This window comes from Lysinibacillus xylanilyticus, from assembly GCF_001183605.1.
Taxonomy (GTDB): Bacteria; Bacillota; Bacilli; order Bacillales_A; family Planococcaceae; genus Lysinibacillus; species Lysinibacillus xylanilyticus.
Map to the genome: position 1 here is coordinate 72799 of NZ_LFXJ01000013.1, position 22063 is coordinate 94861.

The window sequence follows — 22063 nt, forward strand, 5'->3', positions numbered from 1 at the left end:
ACCAGTGTTTGTACTACTTTTTTATTTTGAAATTTGAATAGTGCAAAGTTCATATTGCACAAGTAAGATGTCTCAAATTAAAAACTGGGAAAGTAAGCTTTTACTTTCCCAGTAAAGATCTTAATGCTATGAAATTCTGTGGCATGACCATACAATACCGCCAGAGTTAGCTCCACCAAGAGTAAGCCCTATCGTTAAACCGTTAGCATTGTAGAATAAATCAATGGTATCACCTGCATTTAAATCGACTTCTCCAGCCAATGTTACTGTCCCATTGCCAAGGACAGCGCGTAAAGTCAATACGGCAATAACATTTACATTTAATAATGGGAATAGCCCGCTTATTAAATTTGTTGTAGCGTTTTGGCGAATAGCAAATGATGGATTAATACCTGCACCTAAACTTATAGTAACTGCTGCGGTTGTAGAGTAGTTGATTGTAGCTTCAAAAGCGTATCTTCCAGTCGTTGGAACAGTGAAAATTCCGGTCGTTGGATTGAATGCTGGTGTTGTGAAATATGGAGCTGCAACACTCCAGTTTGTAATTGTAGTAGAAGCGCTTACTGATATAGCATTATTAAATGCTGAGAAACCTTCTGTAAATGCTGGTCCAGTAGCCCCACGTACACCAGTAGCGCCAGTAGCGCCAGTAGCACCGGTAGCGCCAGTAGCACCAGTAGCGCCAGTAGCGCCAGTAGCACCGGTAGCGCCAGTAGCACCGGTAGCGCCGGTAGAGCCAGTAGCCCCGGTAGAGCCAGTCACCCCACGTTCCCCAGTCGCCCCAGTAGTTCCAGTAGCGCCAGTAGAGCCAGTAGCGCCGGTAGAGCCTGTGTTACCAGTAGCACCAGTGGTGCCAGTAGTCCCCGTCGCCCCACGTTCCCCAGTAGCCCCAGTAGCCCCAGTAGCCCCAGTAGAGCCAGTAGAGCCAGTAGCCCCGGTAGAGCCAGTGTTACCAGTAGAGCCAGTCGCACCAGTAACACCGGTAGAGCCAGTGTTACCAGTAGAGCCCGTCACACCAGTAGAGCCAGTAGCCCCAGTAGCCCCAGTAACGCCGGTAGAGCCAGTAGCCCCAGTAGAGCCAGTCGCACCGGTAACACCGGTAGAGCCAGTAGCGCCAGTAGCGCCGGTAGCCCCAGTGGCCCCAGTAACGCCGGTAGAGCCAGTAGCGCCGGTAGAGGCAGTCACCCCACGTTCGCCAGTCGCCCCAGTAGTTCCAGTAGCGCCAGTAGAGCCAGTAGCGCCGGTAGAGCCAGTAGCCCCAGTAGCGCCAGTAGCGCCAGTAGCGCCAGTCACACCAGTAACGCCGGTAGGGCCAGTAGCCCCAGTAGAGCCAGTAACGCCGGTAGAGCCAGTAGCGCCAGTAGCGCCGGTAGCCCCAGTGGCCCCAGTAACGCCGGTAGAGCCAGTAGAGCCAGTAGAGCCAGTCGCACCAGTAACACCGGTAGAGCCAGTAGCGCCAGTAGAACCAGTAACGCCGGTAGAGCCAGTAGAGCCAGTAGAGCCAGTAGAACCAGTAGAACCAGTAGAACCAGTAGAACCAGTAGAACCAGTAGAGCCAGTCGCACCAGTAGCCCCAGTAGCCCCAGTAGCCCCAGTCACACCAGTAACGCCGGTAGAACCAGTAACGCCGGTAGAGCCAGTCGCACCAGTAGCCCCAGTAGCCCCAGTAGCCCCAGTAGCCCCAGTGTCACCAGTAGATCCAGTAACTCCGGTAGAGCCAGTAGCCCCGGTAGAACCAGTAGCGCCAGTAGAGCCAGTGTCACCAGTAGCCCCCGTAGCCCCAGTGTCACCAGTAGATCCAGTAGAACCAGTAGAACCAGTAGAACCAGTAGAGCCAGTAGAACCAGTAGCCCCAGTAGCCCCAGTCACACCAGTAACGCCGGTAGAGCCAGTAGCCCCAGTAGAGCCAGTCGCACCGGTAACACCGGTAGAGCCAGTAGCGCCAGTAGCGCCAGTAACACCGGTAGAGCCAGTAGCGCCAGTAGCGCCAGTAACACCGGTAGAGCCAGTAGAGCCAGTAGCCCCAGTAGCCCCAGTAGCCCCAGTAGCCCCAGTGTCACCAGTAGCCCCAGTAACGCCGGTAGAGCCAGTGTCACCAGTAGAACCAGTAGAACCAGTAGCGCCAGTGGCCCCAGTAGAACCAGTAGAACCAGTAGCACCAGTAGAACCAGTAGAACCAGTAGAACCAGTGGCACCAGTAGAACCAGTAGAACCAGTAGAACCAGTGGCACCAGTAGAACCAGTAGAACCAGTAGAACCAGTGGCACCAGTAGAACCAGTAGAACCAGTAGAACCAGTGGCACCAGTAGAACCAGTAGAACCAGTAGAACCAGTGGCACCAGTAGAACCAGTAGAACCAGTAGAACCAGTGGCACCAGTAGAACCAGTAGAACCAGTAGAACCAGTGGCACCAGTAGAACCAGTAGAACCAGTAGAACCAGTGGCACCAGTAGAACCAGTAGAACCAGTAGAACCAGTGGCACCAGTAGAACCAGTAGAACCAGTAGAACCAGTGGCACCAGTAGAACCAGTAGAACCAGTAGAACCAGTGGCACCAGTAGAACCAGTAGAACCAGTAGAACCAGTGGCACCAGTAGAACCAGTAGAACCAGTAGAACCAGTGGCACCAGTAGAACCAGTAGAACCAGTAGAACCAGTGGCACCAGTAGAACCAGTAGAACCAGTAGAACCAGTGGCACCAGTAGAACCAGTAGAACCAGTAGAACCAGTGGCACCAGTAGAACCAGTAGAACCAGTAGAACCAGTGGCACCAGTAGAACCAGTAGAACCAGTAGAACCAGTGGCACCAGTAGAACCAGTAGAACCAGTAGAACCAGTGGCACCAGTAGAACCAGTAGAACCAGTAGAACCAGTGGCACCAGTAGAACCAGTAGAACCAGTAGAACCAGTGGCACCAGTAGAACCAGTAGAACCAGTAGAACCAGTGGCACCAGTAGAACCAGTAGAACCAGTAGAACCAGTGGCACCAGTAGAACCAGTAGAACCAGTAGAACCAGTGGCACCAGTAGAACCAGTAGAACCAGTAGAACCAGTGGCACCAGTAGAACCAGTAGAACCAGTAGAACCAGTGGCACCAGTAGAACCAGTAGAACCAGTAGAACCAGTGGCACCAGTAGAACCAGTAGAACCAGTAGAACCAGTGGCACCAGTAGAACCAGTAGAACCAGTAGAACCAGTGGCACCAGTAGAACCAGTAGAACCAGTAGAACCAGTGGCACCAGTAGAACCAGTAGAACCAGTAGAACCAGTGGCACCAGTAGAACCAGTAGAACCAGTAGAACCAGTGGCACCAGTAGAACCAGTAGAACCAGTAGAACCAGTGGCACCAGTAGAACCAGTAGAACCAGTAGAACCAGTGGCACCAGTAGAACCAGTAGAACCAGTAGAACCAGTGGCACCAGTAGAACCAGTAGAACCAGTAGAACCAGTGGCACCAGTAGAACCAGTAGAACCAGTAGAACCAGTGGCACCAGTAGAACCAGTAGAACCAGTAGAACCAGTGGCACCAGTAGAACCAGTAGAACCAGTAGAACCAGTGGCACCAGTAGAACCAGTAGAACCAGTAGAACCAGTGGCACCAGTAGAACCAGTAGAACCAGTAGAACCAGTGGCACCAGTAGAACCAGTAGAACCAGTAGAACCAGTGGCACCAGTAGAACCAGTAGAACCAGTAGAACCAGTAGAGCCAGTGTCACCAGTAGAACCAGTAGCCCCAGTAACGCCGGTAGAGCCAGTAGCCCCGGTAGAACCAGTAGCCCCAGTAGCCCCAGTCACACCAGTAACGCCGGTAGAGCCAGTAGCCCCGCGTTCTCCAGTAGAACCAGTCGCTCCAGCAACACCAGTAGAGCCAGTAGCCCCGCGTTCTCCAGTAGAACCAGTCGCTCCAGCAACACCAGTAGAGCCAGTAGCCCCGCGTTCTCCAGTAGAACCAGTCGCTCCAGCAACACCAGTAGAGCCAGTAGCCCCGCGTTCTCCAGTAGAACCAGTCGCTCCAGCAACACCAGTAGAGCCAGTAGCCCCGCGTTCTCCAGTAGAACCAGTCGCTCCAGCAACACCAGTAGAGCCAGTAGCCCCAGTAGCCCCAGTCACACCAGTAACGCCGGTAGAGCCAGTAGCCCCGGTAGAACCAGTAACCCCAGTAGAGCCAGTGTTACCAGTAGAACCAGTAGAACCAGTAGAACCAGTAGAACCAGTAGAACCAGTAGAACCAGTAGAACCAGTAGAACCAGTAGAACCAGTAACGCCAGTAACCCCAGTAGAGCCAGTAGAGCCAGTAGAGCCAGTAACACCAGTAACACCAGTAACACCAGTAACACCAGTAACACCAGTAACACCAGTAACACCAGTAACACCAGTAACACCGGTAGAGCCAGTAGCCCCGCGTTCTCCAGTAGAACCAGTCGCTCCAGTAACACCGGTAGAGCCAGTAGCCCCACGTTCCCCAGTAGAACCGGTAGCCCCAGTAACGCCGGTAGCCCCGCGTTCTCCAGTAGCCCCAGTCACACCTGTAGAGCCAGTAGCCCCACGTTCTCCAGTAGAACCAGTCGCTCCAGTAACACCAGTAGAGCCAGTCGCTCCAGTAACGCCGGTAGAGCCAGTAGCCCCACGTTCCCCAGTAGAACCGGTAGCCCCAGTAACGCCAGTAGCCCCGCGTTCTCCAGTAGAGCCGGTAGCCCCGGTCGCGCCAGTAGCTCCGGTACTTCCTGTAGGACCAGTTTTTCCAGTAGGTTTAACTGGCCAAATAGGACAGCTTGGAGGAGGACAAGGACTACAACAACATGGGAATGTATTACATTTGCTGCAAACTCTATCTTTAAATTTTCCAAAATGCATTGTTTCACCTCCTCTCTCAAAATATCGTATTCATAGAGGGGAAAGGCGAAATAGACAGTTAACTCCTTGTTTTCCTAAAAATATCGATAGCGATAAAAGTATTTTTATTCATAACCTAATACTAGAATTAAAAAATTACCTCAATGTACTAACTAACCCATGAATATAGAAGAAAATTAAGATTTTTCATTACCCTTATTTAAAATACGATCAAAATATGTTTTATTGTGCAGTATTCTTTCATCATTTGGTAAAAAGGATCTGGCTAATTCATTATGTGCGTTGGCAGTTTCATATTGTTGTAATCGATCAAAGAGGACACAAAGTTGTAAGTGAGGCAACCATGTTGTAAAGGTTTTATTTTGAAAAGGGGCGTTAGGATTTTGCTTGATGAGAAGTGCTTGTTCATACCAAAATATTGCTTCATAGTTTTTGGCTTGTTCCATAAAATGAAAACCGAGTCTACAGCACGCTTCTGGGCGTGGAATGTCATATTCAAAGCTTCTAAAAATGGAACTTAAATTATTTTCTGTATCATTTAAATGAGAATAACAATCTGCTAATTTGAAACAGGAACGAATATTATCTTCTAACCAGCCTAGTTTAGAAGTTAAAAACGTTTCATAGTAAAATATTGCATCCTCAAATTGTCCATGATCTAGTAATTCGTTTGCGTAATAAAATGTGTCTCGTGGAGAGAGTGGTTCTCCTGATTCAACTAATTGCTTATAGATGTTAATATTCCGCGTATGATCATGACTAAGTGGTAAATGGCTGACAGCAATATTACTATCCAATAGGTTTCCACCGACTTCTAAATATTCGTGTACGGCACCTATCCATTGGAATGGTTTATCTCTTCTTACTAAGCGATATCTTCTTAATAGGGAACTTACATTTCCTTCATTATCAAAGCTTAAATTATAATTCATCGAAACGGCATCTATATCAAGGGTTAAGGCTTCTTTTAGTGTTTTAAATTTTTCCTGATCCTCCTCTAATAATACGTCGTCCGCATCTAGCCATAAAATGTACTCTTTTGTTGCTTGTTGGAATGAAAAATTTCTTGCAGCTGCAAAGTGATGAATCCATTCAAAATCAAAAATACGATCTGTAAACTGTTTCACAATTTGCTTCGTATTGTCGGTAGAGCCTGTATCTATGATATTAATCTCATCGACTAAGTCTTTTACAGATGCTAGACATCTACCGATGACAGCTTCTTCATTTTTCACAATCATACATAAGCTTATTGACACCATAAAGTTGATTCCTCCTCACCATAATCTATGTAGTATATGTGCTACTATAATTTTGGGGTTGGATAAATGCTCGTAGATGTAGCATTACATAATAATAATAGTGAAATTTGCTTGTTTTCTTTGTCATAAATTTACCTCTCAAGTTTCACGTGAATTTCACAATTGTGAAGTATAGTTAAGAAACAGAGGTGATGATGTTGAAAAAATGGGCATTCTTCATTTTTTCTTTAGTACAGCTTGTATTGCTAGTAGGGTGTACGGAGAAATCGTTTAAGCCTATTGAACGCGATCAGAATTTTGTTGCGTCCTTAAATATACAAGAGCCTTCGCTAGATTTTATAGATGAACAAGGTAATGGGATAGCAACATGGTTATTAGATAAAGCTTACTCAGGGGCAATACTCCTCGGAGATGATCGTGTGTTATTGTATGGTCATCAATTAAATGAAATTGACGTCTATACATTATCAACCGGAAAGAAGCTCTATTCTAAAAAAGTACAGCTTGGTTCAACGAATGCGTATTATGCTGAAAATAGAAAACAGTTTTTTATTACGAATAGCAAAACGAATACAGTGACAAGCTTTGATGAAGAAGGCAACGAACTGGCAACACAGAAGCTTGGTAATTATCCTATGTCAATGGCAGCCTATAAAGATAAGCTATATGTGATAAATTATAAAGATACGAAATTATCGGTGTTAAATATTGAGAATCTAAAAGTTGAACAAGAGTGGCCGATTCAAAAATCATCACATGGAATAGCAATTCTTGAAGAGAAAAATGAACTATGGATTGGTGGCCATGGAGAAGGAAGTAAACCGAATAACTCTGTTAAAAAATATGATCTAATAACAGGTGTCAAACACGGGGAGATAGAAATGCCTTTAATGCCTGTTGGATTAACTAAAACAAAGGATGCTGTTCTAGTTGTTAGTCATGGCCGTAATGAATTATATGTTGCCGACTTTGATGGAAATGTGAAATGGCAGCAAGAGGTAGGAGCTAATCCATTTGTGGTAAATCAGTTTAAAGATTATATTGTTGTCGCTGGCTATGATGACCATACTTTGTATTTCATAAAAGAAGGTCAGGTGAAAAAAACAGTTGATGTGGGGAAAGGTGCATTTCAATTGTTAGTGAGGGAGGAAAAAATGTGACAACTGTATTAATTGTTGATGATGAGCAAGATATGCGTAATTTAATAGAAATGATGCTCCATAATGCAAAAATTGAGACCGTAACAGCAGCGAGTGGTACAGAAGCCTACGATATTATTGTACGCGAAAAAATTGATTTAGTTTTACTTGATGTGATGATGCCGCATGAAGATGGCTTTGCGGTTTGTCAAAGTATACGTGCGATGTCGAGTTTACCAATTATTTTCCTGACAGCACGTGATGCAAACGAAGATAAGGTTAAAGGCTTAACAATAGGCGGAGATGATTATATTGTAAAACCCTTTACAAATGATGAGCTAGTTGCGCGAATCCAAGCTGTGCTAAGAAGAAGTGGTACTAATATTGAAGACTTACAGCAAAAATACGTAATAATTGGACCTATTAAAATAGATGAGATTGCACGAAAGGTATCTGTAGATGGCAAGAGTGTTCCGCTTACTTTAAAGGAATTTGAACTATTACATTTATTTATGAATAATCCTGGAAATGCTTATACGAGGGAACAATTACTAGAACGCATTTGGGATATTGATTATGTAGGGGGAACAAGAACTGTTGACACTCATATAAAAACCTTACGTCTAAAGCTTGGAAAGGAAGCGGCGGGGCATATTCAAACCGTCTGGGGAGTGGGCTATCGCTTTGATCCTGGCGAATGAAAAAGATTTCAACACGCATTTGGCTATTAATCTTTGCATTTTTGATCATTACCGTTGTCTTTATGTATGTCCTGACTGATTATTTATATGAACGACTTTATGTAGAAGACACTGAAGAGACGATGGTAGAAATAGGGACAAAGCTTCAAACGATGTATACCGGCAGTAAGGTGACGGATGAATTTATTGCAGATATTGAGCATTATGCTAATTATTCGAATTTGAATATTTTTGCAGTAAGAAATCCACGAGAACTAAGTGCCTGTGTGCCGTTTGATATTGATTTCGAAACATTAATTGGTCCAGAAGAGCGACAACAATTGCTTGCAGGTGAATATGTACAAAAAATTGGGTATGAACCCCGATTTGATAGACAGCTAATTTCTGTAGTACTTCCGCTAGTAGATCAAAATAGGCTCGAAGGGATTATTTATATATACTTCCCTTTAGCAAAAATTAGTGAGTTAGCGAATAATGAAGTCATTTTCTTATTTGTCAGTGCTTTTATCTTTTTAATTATTATCAGCTATTTAATTTATAAAGGAATTCGTCATATTATGCGGCCATTAAGTAATTTACAAAGAGCTGTTGAGCAGATGTCATACGGAAATTATGGAACACGTGTGCCAGTTCATTCAAAAGACGAAATTGGAAGACTATCGAGCACCTTTAATCAAATGGCAGAGGCGATCCAACAAGAGGATGAGGCTCAAAAAACGTTTTTAGCGACAGTTTCACATGAGCTACGGACACCTATTAGCTATGTAAAAGGGTATAGTGAAGCAATGCAGAATGGCATTATTCCAGAACATCAAAAAGAGGAAACGATCCAACTGATTGTACGTGAGGCAAATCGTATGGAACGTTTAACGAATGAATTGCTTCAACTTGTTCGGATGGAAAATGAACAAGCAGAAATTACTTTATATCCAATTCCTCTTGCCGAAACATTACGTGAGGTTCAAAAAATATTAACTCACCAGGCAGAGAAGAAGAGCATTGCACTCCATTTGGATGCTGATGATGCATTAATCATCAAAGCTGATGAAGTAAAGCTGAAACAAATTTTTATAAATATTATTGAAAATGCCATTAATTACTCGTATGAACAGTCAAAGGTTGAAATTACTGCTTTTGAGGATAATGATAGTGCACAAATTATCATTAAGGATTATGGAATGGGTATTCCTCAAGAGGATTTATCGCATGTAACTGAGCGCTTTTATCGTGTGAACAAAGCGCGGAGCCGAGCAGATGGTGGCAGTGGGCTAGGCTTGTCAATTGTTGAACAATTGTTGAAGCAGTTGCATGGCAAGATTGAGATTGAAAGTGAAGTTGAAAAAGGCACAGTTGTAAAAATTACATTGCCGTTAATGGAGGAATAAAACATGAAAAAATGGTTATTAGCATTAGTTGCAGTACCTGCATTGTTAGTAGGATGCGGAGAAAAGAAAGAGTCAGCTGATTTACCAGAGCCTGAGGTAGCTCAAATACCAGAAGTTGAAATTTTAACACCGAAAGAAGTAGCAATCAATGAAACGATTGATCTTGCTGCGCAAGTTGAACAAGGCGGCAAAAAAGTTGATGATGCAGTTGTACAATTTGAGGTATGGGAATCTGGTAAACGTGATCAAGGGCAAATGATTGACGGTAAATTAGAGAAAGATGGCGTTTATAAAGCGACGACTACATTTGACCACGATGGGGTATATTATATGTATGCTCATACAACTGCTAATGGCGTTCATAATATGCCGAAGCAACAAGTTACTGCTGGCAGCCCTGATATGACGAAAGTTTTACCAGAGGATGAAAAAGCAAATAACAACAGTATGGATCATAATACGATGAATCACGGTAATGATACTTCTGAGCATAGTGATCACGAAAAAAGTGAAAAAAATCACAATTAAATGCTTGCATTATTTTTAAAATAGGAATATGATAATGACCAGATGACCGAAATGGTTTTCTGGTCATTATCATTTTCGTGTACAAAGGCATGTACATAACATAACAGGAAAGGATGTTACTAATGGATCGTAGGCAGGAAATTCTTGAAGCAGCTGCAAAATCCTTTACATTGTTTGGTTACAAGGCAACAACAATGGAGCAAGTGGCTAAAATCGCCAACGTCGGCAAAGGGACGATTTACACATTCTTTGCAAATAAAGAAATTTTATTTCAAGAGATAGCTATGTCACTTGTACGAGAGATGCAAGCAGAAGCAGATGCAGTGTTGGATGCATCCGCTAGCTTTATGGACAATGCGCATAATGCTTTAATGAAAATGCTACAGTTCCGTGAAAAACATCTTTTATTTGCGAAGTTATTAGAGGAAGAAAAGGAGCTACGAACGCCAGCAGTTAAACAAGTTTTAGTTCGCATTGAGAATGAAGTTTTATCCTTCGTTACTGAATTAATTCAAAGACGTATCGATAAAGGCGAAATTAAAGATTGTGATGCAGAATTAGTAAGCTTTCTATTGTTAAAGGCGTATCTAGCATTTGTCGTTGATTGGCATGAGCTACATGGCGATATTATTCCTGAAGAAAAGATCTTAAATCTTTTCAAGGAAACGATCTTTCGAGGGCTAATTCTATCTTGATTCGGCTGAGCTAAAAGATGAATCAATGACAGTCTAGGGAAGATTTAGGTTTTTTTTTGAATAAAACTGACCGACTGACGTTTTCGGTCAAAAATTATAGGAGTGAAGAAAACTTATGATTAAAGCTGAGTGGCTGAAAATCTTTAAAACAAGAAAAATGCTTGTTTCGATTATCGCTGTATTATTTATCCCAGTCATGTACGCAGGCATGTTTTTATGGGCGTTTTGGGATCCGTATGCAGGCCTGCCAAATTTACCAGTAGCAGTTGTTAACCAAGATAAGGGCGCTGAAATGGAAGGCGTTAAATTAGATGTAGGGAAAGACTTGGTTAAAAAACTTGTCGATAGTGAGCAATTTAAATTCGTTGAAGTATCCAAAGAAGATGCTGAAAAAGGCCTAAATGGCCGAGATTATTATATGACTCTAGAAATTCCAACAAATTTCTCTGAGCATGCGACTACGTTATTAGATGACAAACCTTCTAAATTAGTTATGAATTATATTCCGAATGAAGGATTAAACTTCCTGAGTGCACAAATTGGTGAATCAGCAATGGAAAAAATTCGTGCGGAAGTGAATAAACAAGTTTCTGCTACTTATGCAGAAAAGTTATTTGATTCTATTACAACAATGGGAGATGGCTTTACAGAGGCTGCTGATGGCTCTGGTAAGCTAGATGAAGGTGCTAAAACTTTAGCTAATGGTGCAAAAGATTTAAAAGGTTATCTTGAGCAACTAGCATCAAGCACAGTTGAATTATCAAATGGTACAGATAAAATTACTAAAGGTGCTGGAGACGCTGCAAAAGGCGCAAATGACTTATCTAATGGTCTAGTGAAAATACAAGACGGCACTGGACAGTTACAACAAGGTGCACAACAAGCAGCATCTGGAGCAACAACTCTTTCACAAGGTGTATCACAATATACACAAGGTGTAGGAAAGGTTCAAGCAGGTTTAGCTACAATTAACGATAAACAACAACAAATTAGTGCAGGCGCAGCATCAATTGCTGAAAATGCAGGTGCATTAAATGGTGCAGCAAGTCAATTAACAGCTGGTTCTGCAAAAGTAGAAGCAGGTATCACTGCTTTATCAAATCAATTAGAAGGCATGATGGCTGCATTGCCTGAAGAGCAAGCGGCAGTATTAAAACAAACATTAGGAGAGCTACAAGCAGGAAGTGCAAGCGTGCATAATGGCTTAGGTTCTTTAACTGCTGGTACAGAAAAATTACAAGCTGGTGCTAACCAGGTAAGTTCTGGTGCATCACAAATTGCAGCAGGTCAATCACAAGTGTTAGCAGGTGCTAATGAGTTAACATCAAAAAGTGGTGCATTAGTCGAAGGAGCAAAAGGTCTTCAAGCTGGTAATGCAACACTTGCTCAAAAATTAGGGGAATTAAATGCTGGTGTTAAGACAGCCGTAACTGGTTCTAACACATTGGCTTCAGGTTTAAATGAGCTAGCAAGTGGTTCAAAAACATTGAATCAAGGTACATCAACACTTGCATCTAAATCAGGTGAATTAGCAGAAGGTTCTAAAACGCTTGCTGATGGTACTACTGAACTTGTAGATGGTACATCAACTTTATCTAGCAAACTAGGTGAAGCAAGTGATAAAGCGAAAGAAGTTCATTCTGGTAAAGACACATATGATATGGTAGGTAGCCCAGTTGAGGTTGAAAAAGAATCTGTTAACCATGTACCTAACTATGGAACAGGTTTCTCACCATACTTTATTTCTCTTGGCTTATTCGTTGGTGCATTATTAATCTCTATCGTGTTCCCATTAGTGGAACCAGCGATCCGTCCAAAAAATGGCGCAACTTGGTTTACAAGTAAAGTCTCAGTTTTAGCAATAGTCGGCTTAATTCAAACTATATTAACAGTGTTTATTGTAAAATGGAGCTTAGGCCTTGAAGTATATAGTTTAGGATACTTCTTCTTAACAGCATTATTAACAAGTTATGTTTTCTTAGCTTTAATCCAAATGTTAGTATCTATTTTCGGTGATCCAGGACGCTTTATGGCGATTGTTGTATTAATTTTACAACTTACAACAAGTGCGGGTACATTCCCACTTGAGTTAATCCCAGAACCATTACAAGTATTTAATAAACTATTGCCAATGACATATACTGTTTCAGCATTTAAAGCAAGTATCTCAACTGGTGATACATCATTCTTAATGTCAAACTACGGAGTTCTATTAGGCTTCCTAGTAGTATTCTTAGTTATTACTTTTGGTTATTTCATGCTACTTCACACAAAACGTTATTCAAAAGTAGCTGAAGAAAATTAAAAATAGGAATTTTTACACCCACCAATTTTGGTGGGTGTTTTTTTGTGATTGAATGATTGCTTTAAATGGGGGTAAGGAAGAGATGCCAAAAACTAATCAGGTAGAGAGTAGAACTGCTCGTGTATCCCCGAAAACTAATCAGGTAGAGAGTAGAACTGCTCGTGTATCCCCGAAAACTAATCAGGTAGAGAGTAGAACTGCTCGTGTATCCCTGAAAACTAATCAGGTAAAGAGTAGAACTGCTCGTGTATCTTCGAAAACTGATCAGGTAGAGAGTAAAACTGCTCGTGTATCCCCGAAAACTAATCAGGTAAAGTGTAAAACTGTTCGGGTACGTGGGAAAATGGCTCATATGCAAAAAATCACACAAAAAACAGCAGCCGATATGAGCGTATCAGCTGCTGTTTTGTAAGTGTAAGAGATTAATTAATGGTTCATCAATATATGATGAGGGCTGTCATTATAAGTACGAGTGGGCACATATATGACAATTACAGAATAGGCAAATGCTTATAGGTGGTTACATTTTTCACAAGTGTTGCTGTAGCATTCACTTTGTTCTTCAATTTTTTCACCGCATTCTGTACATTGCTTTGCAGGTAGGTTCTTGAAAAATTCAACTACATTTTCTAACATTGTGGACTCCTCCTTTAAGTTCATCTGTACTATTACTGTTTCTATATTTCATAGTGTATTATAACAGATGCTTTTCGTCAACACAAAATGCCTAATTTACGTTAAAATAAATATGGATATATTGTGAAGGAGGAAACGTAATTTATGATATTCGTTGATAATAAAGGGATTCATGATCCACGCATTAACCTTGCCATTGAGGAGTATTTATTAAAAACGATGGATGTTGAGAAGGAGCCAGTGCTACTTTTTTACATTAATCAACCTTCAATCATCATTGGTAAAAATCAAAATACTATCGAAGAGATTAATACAGATTATGTAGAGGATAATGGCATTATCGTTGTGCGACGTCTTTCTGGTGGGGGCGCGGTGTATCATGACTTAGGGAATCTTAACTTCAGTTTTATCACTAAAGACGACGGCGATAGCTTTATGAATTATAAAAAATTCACTCAGCCTGTTGTAGATGCACTTGCAAAAATGGGAGTTCATGCTGAGCTATCAGGCCGCAACGACATTTTAGCGGAAGGGCGTAAAGTTTCTGGCAACGCACAGTTTTCTACAAAAGGCCGTATGTTTAGCCACGGTACTTTAATGTTTGATACAGAAATCGATGCTGTTGTATCTGCATTAAAGGTGAAGAAAGATAAAATTGAATCAAAGGGCATTAAATCGATTCGTTCAAGAGTAGCTAATATTTCTGAGTTCTTAAAGGATGAGATGACAGTCGAAGAATTCCGCCTAGAAATTTTAAAATCCATTTTCGGTGGTGAAGAAAATATTCGCTATTATGAGTTAACGGAGGAAGATTGGGCAAATATCCATAAGCTATCTGCTGAGCGTTATCAAACATGGGAATGGAACTATGGGAAATCACCACGCTTTAATATTCAAAAAACACATCGTTTCCCAACAGGAGGAATTGATATCCGCTTAGAGGTAAATCATGGGATTATTGAAGAAGCACATATTTTTGGTGATTTCTTCGGTGTAGGCGACATGGCAGATGTTGAACAACGATTGGTTGGGACAAACTATGATCGAACTGCAATTGCTGAGGCGTTAACAGATATTGATATTCCAACATACTTTGGTGGAATTACGACAGAAGAGTTTTTACAATTAATTTATTAAGAAAAGCTTGTGTAGAAATTGGCAAATGTCCTTATTGAGATATAAGAGTACACACTTTTTCAAAATGGAACCGTTCCATAACGTGTGGTTGATTTCCGTTCCGACTGGGCGCTTTCCTGGGGGTGTCCGATGAGCCGCTTCGCTTCGCTGTAGGGTCTCATCTGTGACGCTGTTCCCCAAGGAGTCGCCCAGTCTCCACTCCAATCAACTTATATCAATTTCTACTGAATGAAGATAAATCGTAAATGTTTAAAAAATACCATCCCATCTTTTGGTGGTGAGTCCTCAAAAATCTGTATCTAACGATTCGATGTTAATTTTTACTACAAAAGCAGGCGTGTTGATTAGGAAAAAAATCAGTTTATTATTGAGCGATAAAAGGATTTTTTGTTGCTATTTCGCTAATATATTTCCATTTTAACTGATTGTAGCGTAGGGCTACTCGACTCCCGCGGGAAAGCGAGACAGACGAGACCCTGCACGGAGCGCAGCGGAGGAAGCGGAGGAAGCGGCTCGACGCTCGCCCGCAGGAAAGCGAGTAGCCCGTAGCGGAAATCAGAGCCTTCTAATTAATCAGAATGGATAAAAATGGTTAATTAACACACCTGCTACAAAAGGTTCGCTGACAGTTATGTCAACGGGCCTTTTTTTGATACAATATAAGATAGAAAGGAGTGTTGGTATGGAGAAGCATCGAATATTTATTGTCGAAGATGATGTGAAAATTGCGTCTTTGCTCGCAGAAACGCTAAGAAAATATCAATACGAAGTTGAAACGATCAAAGAATTTGATCATCTCGTTGAAGAATTTACAGCATTTAATCCACATATGGTGTTGCTTGATATAAATTTACCTTCGTACGATGGCTACTATTGGTGTCGCCAACTACGTCAACATACAACTTGTCCAATTATTTTCATTTCCGCTCGTTCTGGGGAAATGGATCAAATTTTTGCGCTAGAAAATGGGGGCGACGATTTCATTACGAAGCCATTTAATTATGAAATTGTATTGGCTAAAATCCGTAGTCACTTGCGTCGTACATATGGTGAATATGCATCGAAACAAGAGGAGCGGACAATTAAACAAGGACAGCTTGTTCTTCATTTAGAAAGAATGGAGCTTCATAAAAATGATTTAGAGATCCCACTTCAGAAAAAAGAATGTATCATATTAGAACTGTTAATGGGAAATGCGCCGAAAGTAGTGACACGTGAGCAACTGTTAGAAGAGCTTTGGGACGATCAGGCATTTGTCGATGAGAATACGTTGAACGTCAATATGACACGAGTGCGGAAAAAGCTAGCTGATTATCATATTTCGTCTTCTATAGAAACGGTACGCGGAGCAGGCTATCGCTTTATTTTAAGTGCAGGTGAGTTATAGTGGGCTGGAAATTATTTTTGCGTGATTACGCATCGTTCATTGTATTCCAGTTCTTATTAGTAGGCTTCATCATGGTCTTATATTGGTTGGACGGCTTTCGAAATGTTGATACTGCTATTTATTCCTTCTGTATTAGTTTAGTGTTATTAACCTCGTTTTTACTTATCCGTTATTTAATGCGCCAACGTTATTTATTAAAAATATCACAGCTTCCTAAAACAATGGAGGATGTGTTGCGAAAAAATGCTAAAACAGCTGAGGCGGTGCAGGCTGAGAAATATATGCATGAACTATATCGACTATATAAGCATGAACTTCAATCGTTATATGCAGGCCAAAAACGACATGATCAGTTTATTAATCAATGGGTGCATCAGATGAAAACGCCAATTTCTGTTATTGAGCTTTTATTACAGGATGAGCGTCCTCTCGATAAAAAGAATGTGCAGGAGGAAATTGACCGCTTGCGTAGAGGCTTGGATATGGTGTTGGTGAATGCTCGATTAGAAAACTTTGAAGAGGATATGCAAGTAGAACAGGTTACTTTAAAAACGATTGTTACTGCAACTGTAAATGAAAATAAACGTTTATTTATTACAAAGCGTGTTTTTCCAGAGATTCATATTGAGGATGACATCATCGTAGCAAGTGATTCAAAATGGCTACGCTTTATTATCGGGCAATTCGTAACGAATGCGGTTAAATATACGTTTGAAGCAAATAAAAAAATAGTCATTTCCGCCATTAAAAAGAATGACTACGTACAATTATCCATTCGTGATGAAGGTATTGGTATTCCAGCTTCCGATCTTTCTCGTGTCACTAAAGCCTTTTTTACTGGTGAAAATGGACGTAAAACTGGGGAGTCCACAGGGATGGGCTTATATTTAGCGAAAGAAATCTGTGAAAAACTCGGTCATGAACTAAACATAACATCAGAGGTTGGAAAAGGAACAATTGTTACAGTGACTTTTACGAATTAGGGGGATCGGAAATGACAGAAGTATGTTTGGATGAATGGGTTTTACATGTAGAGACAGAAAAAACAGAGGCATTATACGAATCGCATAACGATGTTTGTGAGTGTTTATCCTGCAAAAATTTTCGTAAGGCTAGTCTTTTGTTTAATGAAGAAGTAATGCATTTTTCGAATAAGCTTGGGCTAGACTTACATAAACCAACTTTACTTAACGCTTTTCCTGTAGAAGGTGAACAAGTGATGTACAGTGGGCATTATACGATTTGTGGAGAAATCATTGAAGGTGAAGTAGATGCCTGGGATGTAATCGTTGGTTCGCATTGCTTTAGTCTAGTAGAGGAAGATGGTAATAAGTCAGCTGAATTTTTAACAGGGCCACACTTTCAAATTGGCTTTGAGGTAGTATTGCAATGGCTTTTACCAGAACCCTTGGAATTAATCAAGAAATAAGGTGAACAAGATATGCCTATTTTACAAATAAAAGACGTGACGAAGGTGTATGAAGGCAAAGTAACTCATCGTGCGTTAAATCAACTAAGCTTTAATGTGGAGGAAGGTGAGTTTTTAGCAGTCATGGGTCCATCAGGAAGTGGAAAAACAACATTATTGAATATCATTTCTACGATTGATGAACCAACGAGTGGAGAAATCATTTTAGATGGCATGAATCCTCATACACTGAAAGCAACTGAGCTTGCCTACTTTAGAAGAAGACAGCTTGGTTTTATTTTTCAGGATTTTAATCTTTTGCATATGCTGACGGTGGAAGAGAATATTGTGCTGCCACTTACATTAGATCAACAACCATTAGAAGTAATGGAGGAGCGTCTTGCAAGTATTGTGGAAAAGCTCGATTTAACTTCATTCTTGCATAAACGCCCAAATGAAATATCAGGTGGACAAGCACAAAGAACAGCCATTGGACGTGCACTTATTCATAGTCCAAGTCTCATTTTAGCAGATGAGCCAACAGGAAATTTGGATTCGAATTCTTCGCGTGATGTACTTGAACTTTTAACAAAAATTAATCAGGAAAAACGAACAACGATCGTAATGGTAACACATGATCCTATTGCAGCTAGCTACTGTGATCGCGTGTTATTTATTAAAGATGGTGAATTTTTCAATGAAATTTACAAAGATGACCGTCGTCAAATGTTTTTCCAAAGAATATTAAATGTTTTGAGCTTACTAGGAGGAGGACAAGTAGGTGACCTTTCGACAATTCGCTTACCGTAATGTCGTACGGAACAGCCGTATATACGGAGCCTTTTTCATGGCAAGCTTTTTTTCTGTGGCTGTGTTTTTCATCTATTCAATGCTCATGTTTCATCCGGATATTGAACAAGGGATATTAGGAGAGGCATCGTTACTTGGAATGGTTGGTGCGGAAATCGTACTCGTCCTTTTTACCTTATTCTTTTTATATTATTCGATGAGTGCTTTTTTAGAGGCTAGATCACATGAGTTTGCAATTTTATTACATTTAGGAATGGAAAAACGCCAGATGAATAAGCTTGTCTTTTTGGAGACAATGATTATTGGATCGGGCTCTATTTTTGTTGGGATTATATTTGGTTTCTCATTTTCGAAATTCTTTTTCATGATTGTTCGAGAAATTTTACATTTAGATAGTTTACCCCTATATGTTTCATGGCAGCCATTTTTACTAACGATTGGTGTCTTCACAAGTGCTTTTGTGGTCATTTCCTTAATTAGTGTGTATTTTACACGTGAAAGAAAATTGCGCGATCTCCTTAAGGGAAATGACTATTCAAATAGTGTTTCAACCTATTCTAAAATTCGTGCAGTATTTGGTATTACCCTTATTTTATCAGCATACGTATTAGCATTTATCGTATCGAATACATCTTGGATCGGTTTAGCATTATTAATTCCGTTTTTAGCGACCGTTGGAACATATTATTTTTTCAGAGATTCTTTACCTTGCTTTTTAGATAAAGCACGGGGCAAACGTAAATTTCATTGGCATCGCTATCGCCTTCTTTCATTAGCTGAGCAAACTCATATTATGATGGACAATGTGAAAATGTTTTTTGTAGTAACGATGGTGTCAACAATGGCCTTTTTATCGGTCGGTATTTTAGCGACGATGTCTTCCTATACAATACAATATGATCGTTTAAATCCATTAGGGCTAGTCTATAAGGGAGATGTCGATAATCCATATGAGCGAAATCATATCGCCTCTTTACGGATTCAATTAGAGGAGAAGGGTCTGTCCTATCATTTATCGCGCTTTGTTGTCATCAAGCAAACATCTTCATATACACAGAATGAGGTTGAAGTTTTTAGGGAATCAGATATGAATGTATTGCTTTCTTCCTTTAGTTACCCATTACTTAATTTAGCTTCAGGAGAGGCAGTGTTTATACCATACTCGGAAGAGTCTCTTAAAAAACTAAAAGATAGAGTTGTGCATACTGTATTAGAGGAAAATTCTATCCCGCTAACAATTGATAGTGTATATCCTAATATAGTATTCCCAGGATCTATTGTTAGCGTTAACTCTATAGTAATAAGCGATGAGGATTTTAGTAAGCTTAGAAAGCCGATTGCCGATAAAGACGTTGCGCAACCAACCTATCATTTGTTTACCTTCTATATTCCTCAGTGGATGGAAACGAAAGATATAGGCAAGGACATAGGCGAGTTAGCAGCAAATCAATATTTTTATAAGAAGAATAAGTTTAGCCCATTTTACTTTGAAAATGCTGGCTTAAATTATTCTTATGTATTAGCTACTTACTCATTATTCACATTAGTAGGGGTCTTAGTAGCAACTGTATTTTTATTAGCAGCAGGTAGCTTCGTTTACTTTAAACTGCATACTTCTCTTGAAAGAGAAAAGCGTAAATTCGATGTCTTAAAGCGAATGGGCTTAACAGATACAGAGCTCAAAAAGCTTGTGAACCGTCATTTATTCCCACAATTTTTCTTGCCATGGGGTGTTGCAATGATGCATAGCGCCTTTGCTTTTCTTATGGTTCAAGGTATCTTGAAAGATATTGCTAATATTTCCATTGTAAAAGAAGTTGTCTTTGCTTTTGGGTTTTTTGTTTTAATACAAGTAGTCTATTTTTATTTGATTCGTTGGCGATACATCTCACATATTCGTTCGTAATAAAGATGTATAAGAGAGAAAAAAATGAATTATTTGACGTAATTCATGACATGAAATAAAAAGTTTCGTTGTCTTTTAGATATATTTCTTATATAATATTACTGAATAATGATTCATTTTATCTTCATCCAGTAGCAGACTTCCACCTCTGAGGTGGTGAGATGGATTCGGGTGTAATTCCTTTTTAAGGGATGTCCATACATCTACTGAATAAAGATAAAGCCTCCGGCGGATGTCACGGATTTTAAAAGGAATGAATTATGCATTCACAATTCCAAATCCGGACCTCAATTACGCCAAGGCGAAATTGATACGATAAAGGGGATGGTGTAATTGAATTTAGTTTCAAGTGTTCGTCAACAAGCATTAGAACAACCGGATAAAATTGCGTATCATTTTATGGGGAAAGATACGACGTACGGTGAGTTTGAACACACAGTTGGTCGCTTTGCAAAGGGGTTACAAGATTTAGGGGTAGAAAAAGGAGACCATGTGGCGTTTTTACTCGGCAATACACCACATTATTTAATTGCGTTATATGCAACAATGCGCTTAGGGGCAACGGCAATTCCGGTTAATCCAATCTATTCACCAGATGAAATCTCGTATATTTTGCATAATGGTGATGTACAAGCTGTTATTGCACTTGATGCACTTCTTCCATTAGTAGAAATGGGTGTACATGCTTTTCCAAAAGTAAAAACATTTGTTGTTTGTGAAACAACAGAGGATGTTGCTGAAAAAGTAACGACTTTATCCGAAGAGGCAAAGGCGAAAATTCATTTATTTTCACAAGTAATTGCTAGTGTATCGGACTCTTTACAACCAGTAGAAGTAGCTGACGATGATAACGCAATTATTTTATATACTTCAGGAACGACAGGTACTCCAAAGGGTGCAATGCTGACTCATAAAAATATCTATTCAAATGCACGAGATGTAGCGCATTATTTAGGCTATAAAGCAGAAGATCGTATTATTGCTACGTTACCAGTTTTCCATGTATTTGCGTTAACTGTTGTAGCCAATGCGCCTTTATTGAGTGGAGCAACGGTTTTACTTGTACCACGTTTTAGTCCAACTGAAATCTTTAAAATAACGAAGGAACAAAAGGCAACAGTCTTCGCTGGTGTGCCAACTATGTATAACTTCTTGTATCAATTACCTGATAGCAACCCTGAAGATTTCTCAACAATACGTTTGGCGATTTCAGGTGGTGCGTCTTTACCTGTAGCACTATTACATAATTTCGAGAAGAAATTTAATGTGCGTGTTTCAGAGGGCTTTGGCTTATCAGAAGCATCACCAGTAACGTGCTTTAACCCATTGGATCGTGAGCGTAAGGCAGGTTCTATTGGGACATCCATTTCCAATGTTGAAAATAAGGTGGTGGATGTTAATGGTCAAGAAGTGCCAGTTGGCGAAGTAGGGGAGCTAATTGTACGAGGGCCTAACATTATGAGGGGCTATTATAAATTACCTGAAGAAACAGCGATGGCTATACGTGATGGCTGGTTATACACGGGAGACTTAGCTAGAGTTGACGAAGAAGGGTACTTTTACATCGTTGACCGTAAAAAAGATATGATTATTGTAGGCGGATTTAATGTATATCCAAGAGAGGTTGAAGAAGTACTCTTTGCTCATAATAATATTGTTGAAGCGGCAGTTGTAGGTTTCCCAGATCCTAACTTAGGAGAAGCAGTTCATGCATATGTTGTCTTAAAAGATGCAGAAGCAACTTCTACAGAAGACCTTCTAGCATACTGTGCAAAGCATATGGTGAAATACAAGGTTCCTAAAGTAATTGAGATTATGGATGAATTACCGAAAAATACGACAGGAAAAATTTTGCGTCGTACATTAAAAGAAAAAGTGTAAAATAAATACTCATCACCATAACGTGTGGT

17 protein-coding genes are annotated in these 22063 nt (G+C 40.5%); 14 read left to right on the top strand and 3 right to left on the bottom strand.

All coding sequences use genetic code 11. From position 1 onward, the window contains the following. Positions 1 to 126: 126 nt before the first annotated feature. Both ACZ11_RS27630 and ACZ11_RS23380 read right to left on the bottom strand, forming a co-directional pair. Positions 127 to 4854 carry a beta strand repeat-containing protein gene (locus ACZ11_RS27630; RefSeq protein WP_455749210.1) on the bottom strand — a complete coding sequence of 1576 codons (4728 nt, stop codon included), beginning with the start codon at positions 4852 to 4854 and terminating at the stop codon, positions 127 to 129. 176 nt (positions 4855 to 5030) lie between these two features. Continuing rightward, positions 5031 to 6116 (bottom strand): glycosyltransferase family 2 protein, encoded by a 1086-nt coding sequence (locus ACZ11_RS23380; RefSeq protein WP_049668943.1) that lies wholly within the window; start codon positions 6114 to 6116, stop codon positions 5031 to 5033. A gap of 191 nt (positions 6117 to 6307) precedes the next feature. Here ACZ11_RS23380 and ACZ11_RS23385 point away from each other — a divergent pair, with 191 nt between their 5' ends. The 7 genes from ACZ11_RS23385 to ACZ11_RS23415 all read left to right on the top strand — a co-directional run bounded on the left by ACZ11_RS23385 (position 6308) and on the right by ACZ11_RS23415 (position 13281). Then, positions 6308 to 7276, top strand: a complete 969-nt coding sequence (locus tag ACZ11_RS23385) for a YncE family protein (protein WP_236690935.1) — start codon at positions 6308 to 6310, stop codon at positions 7274 to 7276. Beyond that, positions 7273 to 7956 (top strand): response regulator transcription factor, encoded by a 684-nt coding sequence (locus ACZ11_RS23390; protein ID WP_082172878.1) that lies wholly within the window; start codon positions 7273 to 7275, stop codon positions 7954 to 7956. Before ACZ11_RS23385 ends, ACZ11_RS23390 begins: the two co-directional genes overlap by 4 nt. Next, positions 7953 to 9341, top strand: coding sequence for a sensor histidine kinase (locus ACZ11_RS23395; protein WP_049668944.1), 1389 nt, complete (start codon positions 7953 to 7955; stop codon positions 9339 to 9341). Before ACZ11_RS23390 ends, ACZ11_RS23395 begins: the two co-directional genes overlap by 4 nt. A gap of 3 nt (positions 9342 to 9344) precedes the next feature. Beyond that, complete coding sequence (locus ACZ11_RS23400; RefSeq protein WP_049668945.1) at positions 9345 to 9869, top strand: FixH family protein; 525 nt, start codon at positions 9345 to 9347, stop codon at positions 9867 to 9869. A gap of 122 nt (positions 9870 to 9991) precedes the next feature. Further along, on the top strand, positions 9992 to 10564 hold the full coding sequence (locus ACZ11_RS23405; protein ID WP_049668946.1) for a TetR/AcrR family transcriptional regulator: 573 nt from the start codon (positions 9992 to 9994) through the stop codon (positions 10562 to 10564). Positions 10565 to 10679: 115 nt separating this feature from the next. Further along, on the top strand, positions 10680 to 12869 hold the full coding sequence (locus ACZ11_RS23410) for a YhgE/Pip domain-containing protein (protein WP_049668947.1): 2190 nt from the start codon (positions 10680 to 10682) through the stop codon (positions 12867 to 12869). 82 nt (positions 12870 to 12951) lie between these two features. Then, entirely contained in the window at positions 12952 to 13281 is a 330-nt protein-coding gene (locus tag ACZ11_RS23415; protein WP_134008477.1) for a hypothetical protein, read from the top strand. 98 nt (positions 13282 to 13379) lie between these two features. Here the strand turns inward: ACZ11_RS23415 and yhfH are convergent, their stop codons facing one another. After that, a complete protein-coding gene (yhfH, locus tag ACZ11_RS25410) occupies positions 13380 to 13505 on the bottom strand; it encodes a protein YhfH (RefSeq protein WP_012292204.1) in 126 nt (41 codons plus the stop codon). A 144-nt stretch (positions 13506 to 13649) separates the two neighbouring features. Here yhfH and ACZ11_RS23420 point away from each other — a divergent pair, with 144 nt between their 5' ends. The 7 genes from ACZ11_RS23420 to ACZ11_RS23450 all read left to right on the top strand — a co-directional run bounded on the left by ACZ11_RS23420 (position 13650) and on the right by ACZ11_RS23450 (position 22034). Continuing rightward, complete coding sequence (locus ACZ11_RS23420; protein ID WP_049668949.1) at positions 13650 to 14642, top strand: lipoate--protein ligase; 993 nt, start codon at positions 13650 to 13652, stop codon at positions 14640 to 14642. A gap of 682 nt (positions 14643 to 15324) precedes the next feature. After that, positions 15325 to 16029, top strand: a complete 705-nt coding sequence (locus ACZ11_RS23425; RefSeq protein WP_049668950.1) for a response regulator transcription factor — start codon at positions 15325 to 15327, stop codon at positions 16027 to 16029. Next, positions 16029 to 17012, top strand: a complete 984-nt coding sequence (locus ACZ11_RS23430; RefSeq protein ID WP_049668951.1) for a sensor histidine kinase — start codon at positions 16029 to 16031, stop codon at positions 17010 to 17012. The genes ACZ11_RS23425 and ACZ11_RS23430 overlap by 1 nt, the downstream gene beginning before the upstream one ends. An 11-nt stretch (positions 17013 to 17023) precedes the next feature. Further along, the gene (locus tag ACZ11_RS23435; RefSeq protein ID WP_049668952.1) at positions 17024 to 17458 is read left to right on the top strand and encodes a hypothetical protein; all 435 of its coding nucleotides are present in this window, start codon (positions 17024 to 17026) and stop codon (positions 17456 to 17458) included. A gap of 12 nt (positions 17459 to 17470) precedes the next feature. Further along, positions 17471 to 18247: an ABC transporter ATP-binding protein gene (locus ACZ11_RS23440; protein WP_049668953.1), complete on the top strand. Its 777-nt coding sequence runs from the start codon at positions 17471 to 17473 to the stop codon at positions 18245 to 18247. After that, positions 18219 to 20153, top strand: coding sequence for an FtsX-like permease family protein (locus ACZ11_RS23445; protein ID WP_049668954.1), 1935 nt, complete (start codon positions 18219 to 18221; stop codon positions 20151 to 20153). The genes ACZ11_RS23440 and ACZ11_RS23445 overlap by 29 nt, the downstream gene beginning before the upstream one ends. Before the next feature lie 333 nt (positions 20154 to 20486). Continuing rightward, a complete protein-coding gene (locus ACZ11_RS23450) occupies positions 20487 to 22034 on the top strand; it encodes a fatty acid--CoA ligase family protein (RefSeq protein ID WP_049668955.1) in 1548 nt (515 codons plus the stop codon). The last annotated feature ends 29 nt before the right edge of the window (positions 22035 to 22063 follow it).

Excerpts from the sequence above, each read along its gene's own strand:
- ACZ11_RS27630 (WP_455749210.1), bottom strand. The coding sequence starts at position 4,854 with ATGCATTTTGGAAAATTTAAAGATAGAGTTTGCAGCAAATGTAATACA.
- ACZ11_RS23380 (WP_049668943.1), bottom strand. The coding sequence starts at position 6,116 with ATGGTGTCAATAAGCTTATGTATGATTGTGAAAAATGAAGAAGCTGTC.
- ACZ11_RS23385 (WP_236690935.1), top strand. The coding sequence starts at position 6,308 with ATGATGTTGAAAAAATGGGCATTCTTCATTTTTTCTTTAGTACAGCTT.
- ACZ11_RS23395 (WP_049668944.1), top strand. The coding sequence starts at position 7,953 with ATGAAAAAGATTTCAACACGCATTTGGCTATTAATCTTTGCATTTTTG.
- ACZ11_RS23400 (WP_049668945.1), top strand. The coding sequence starts at position 9,345 with ATGAAAAAATGGTTATTAGCATTAGTTGCAGTACCTGCATTGTTAGTA.
- ACZ11_RS23405 (WP_049668946.1), top strand. The coding sequence starts at position 9,992 with ATGGATCGTAGGCAGGAAATTCTTGAAGCAGCTGCAAAATCCTTTACA.
- ACZ11_RS23410 (WP_049668947.1), top strand. The coding sequence starts at position 10,680 with ATGATTAAAGCTGAGTGGCTGAAAATCTTTAAAACAAGAAAAATGCTT.
- ACZ11_RS23415 (WP_134008477.1), top strand. The coding sequence starts at position 12,952 with ATGCCAAAAACTAATCAGGTAGAGAGTAGAACTGCTCGTGTATCCCCG.
- yhfH (WP_012292204.1), bottom strand. The coding sequence starts at position 13,505 with ATGTTAGAAAATGTAGTTGAATTTTTCAAGAACCTACCTGCAAAGCAA.
- ACZ11_RS23420 (WP_049668949.1), top strand. The coding sequence starts at position 13,650 with ATGATATTCGTTGATAATAAAGGGATTCATGATCCACGCATTAACCTT.
- ACZ11_RS23425 (WP_049668950.1), top strand. The coding sequence starts at position 15,325 with ATGGAGAAGCATCGAATATTTATTGTCGAAGATGATGTGAAAATTGCG.
- ACZ11_RS23435 (WP_049668952.1), top strand. The coding sequence starts at position 17,024 with ATGACAGAAGTATGTTTGGATGAATGGGTTTTACATGTAGAGACAGAA.
- ACZ11_RS23440 (WP_049668953.1), top strand. The coding sequence starts at position 17,471 with ATGCCTATTTTACAAATAAAAGACGTGACGAAGGTGTATGAAGGCAAA.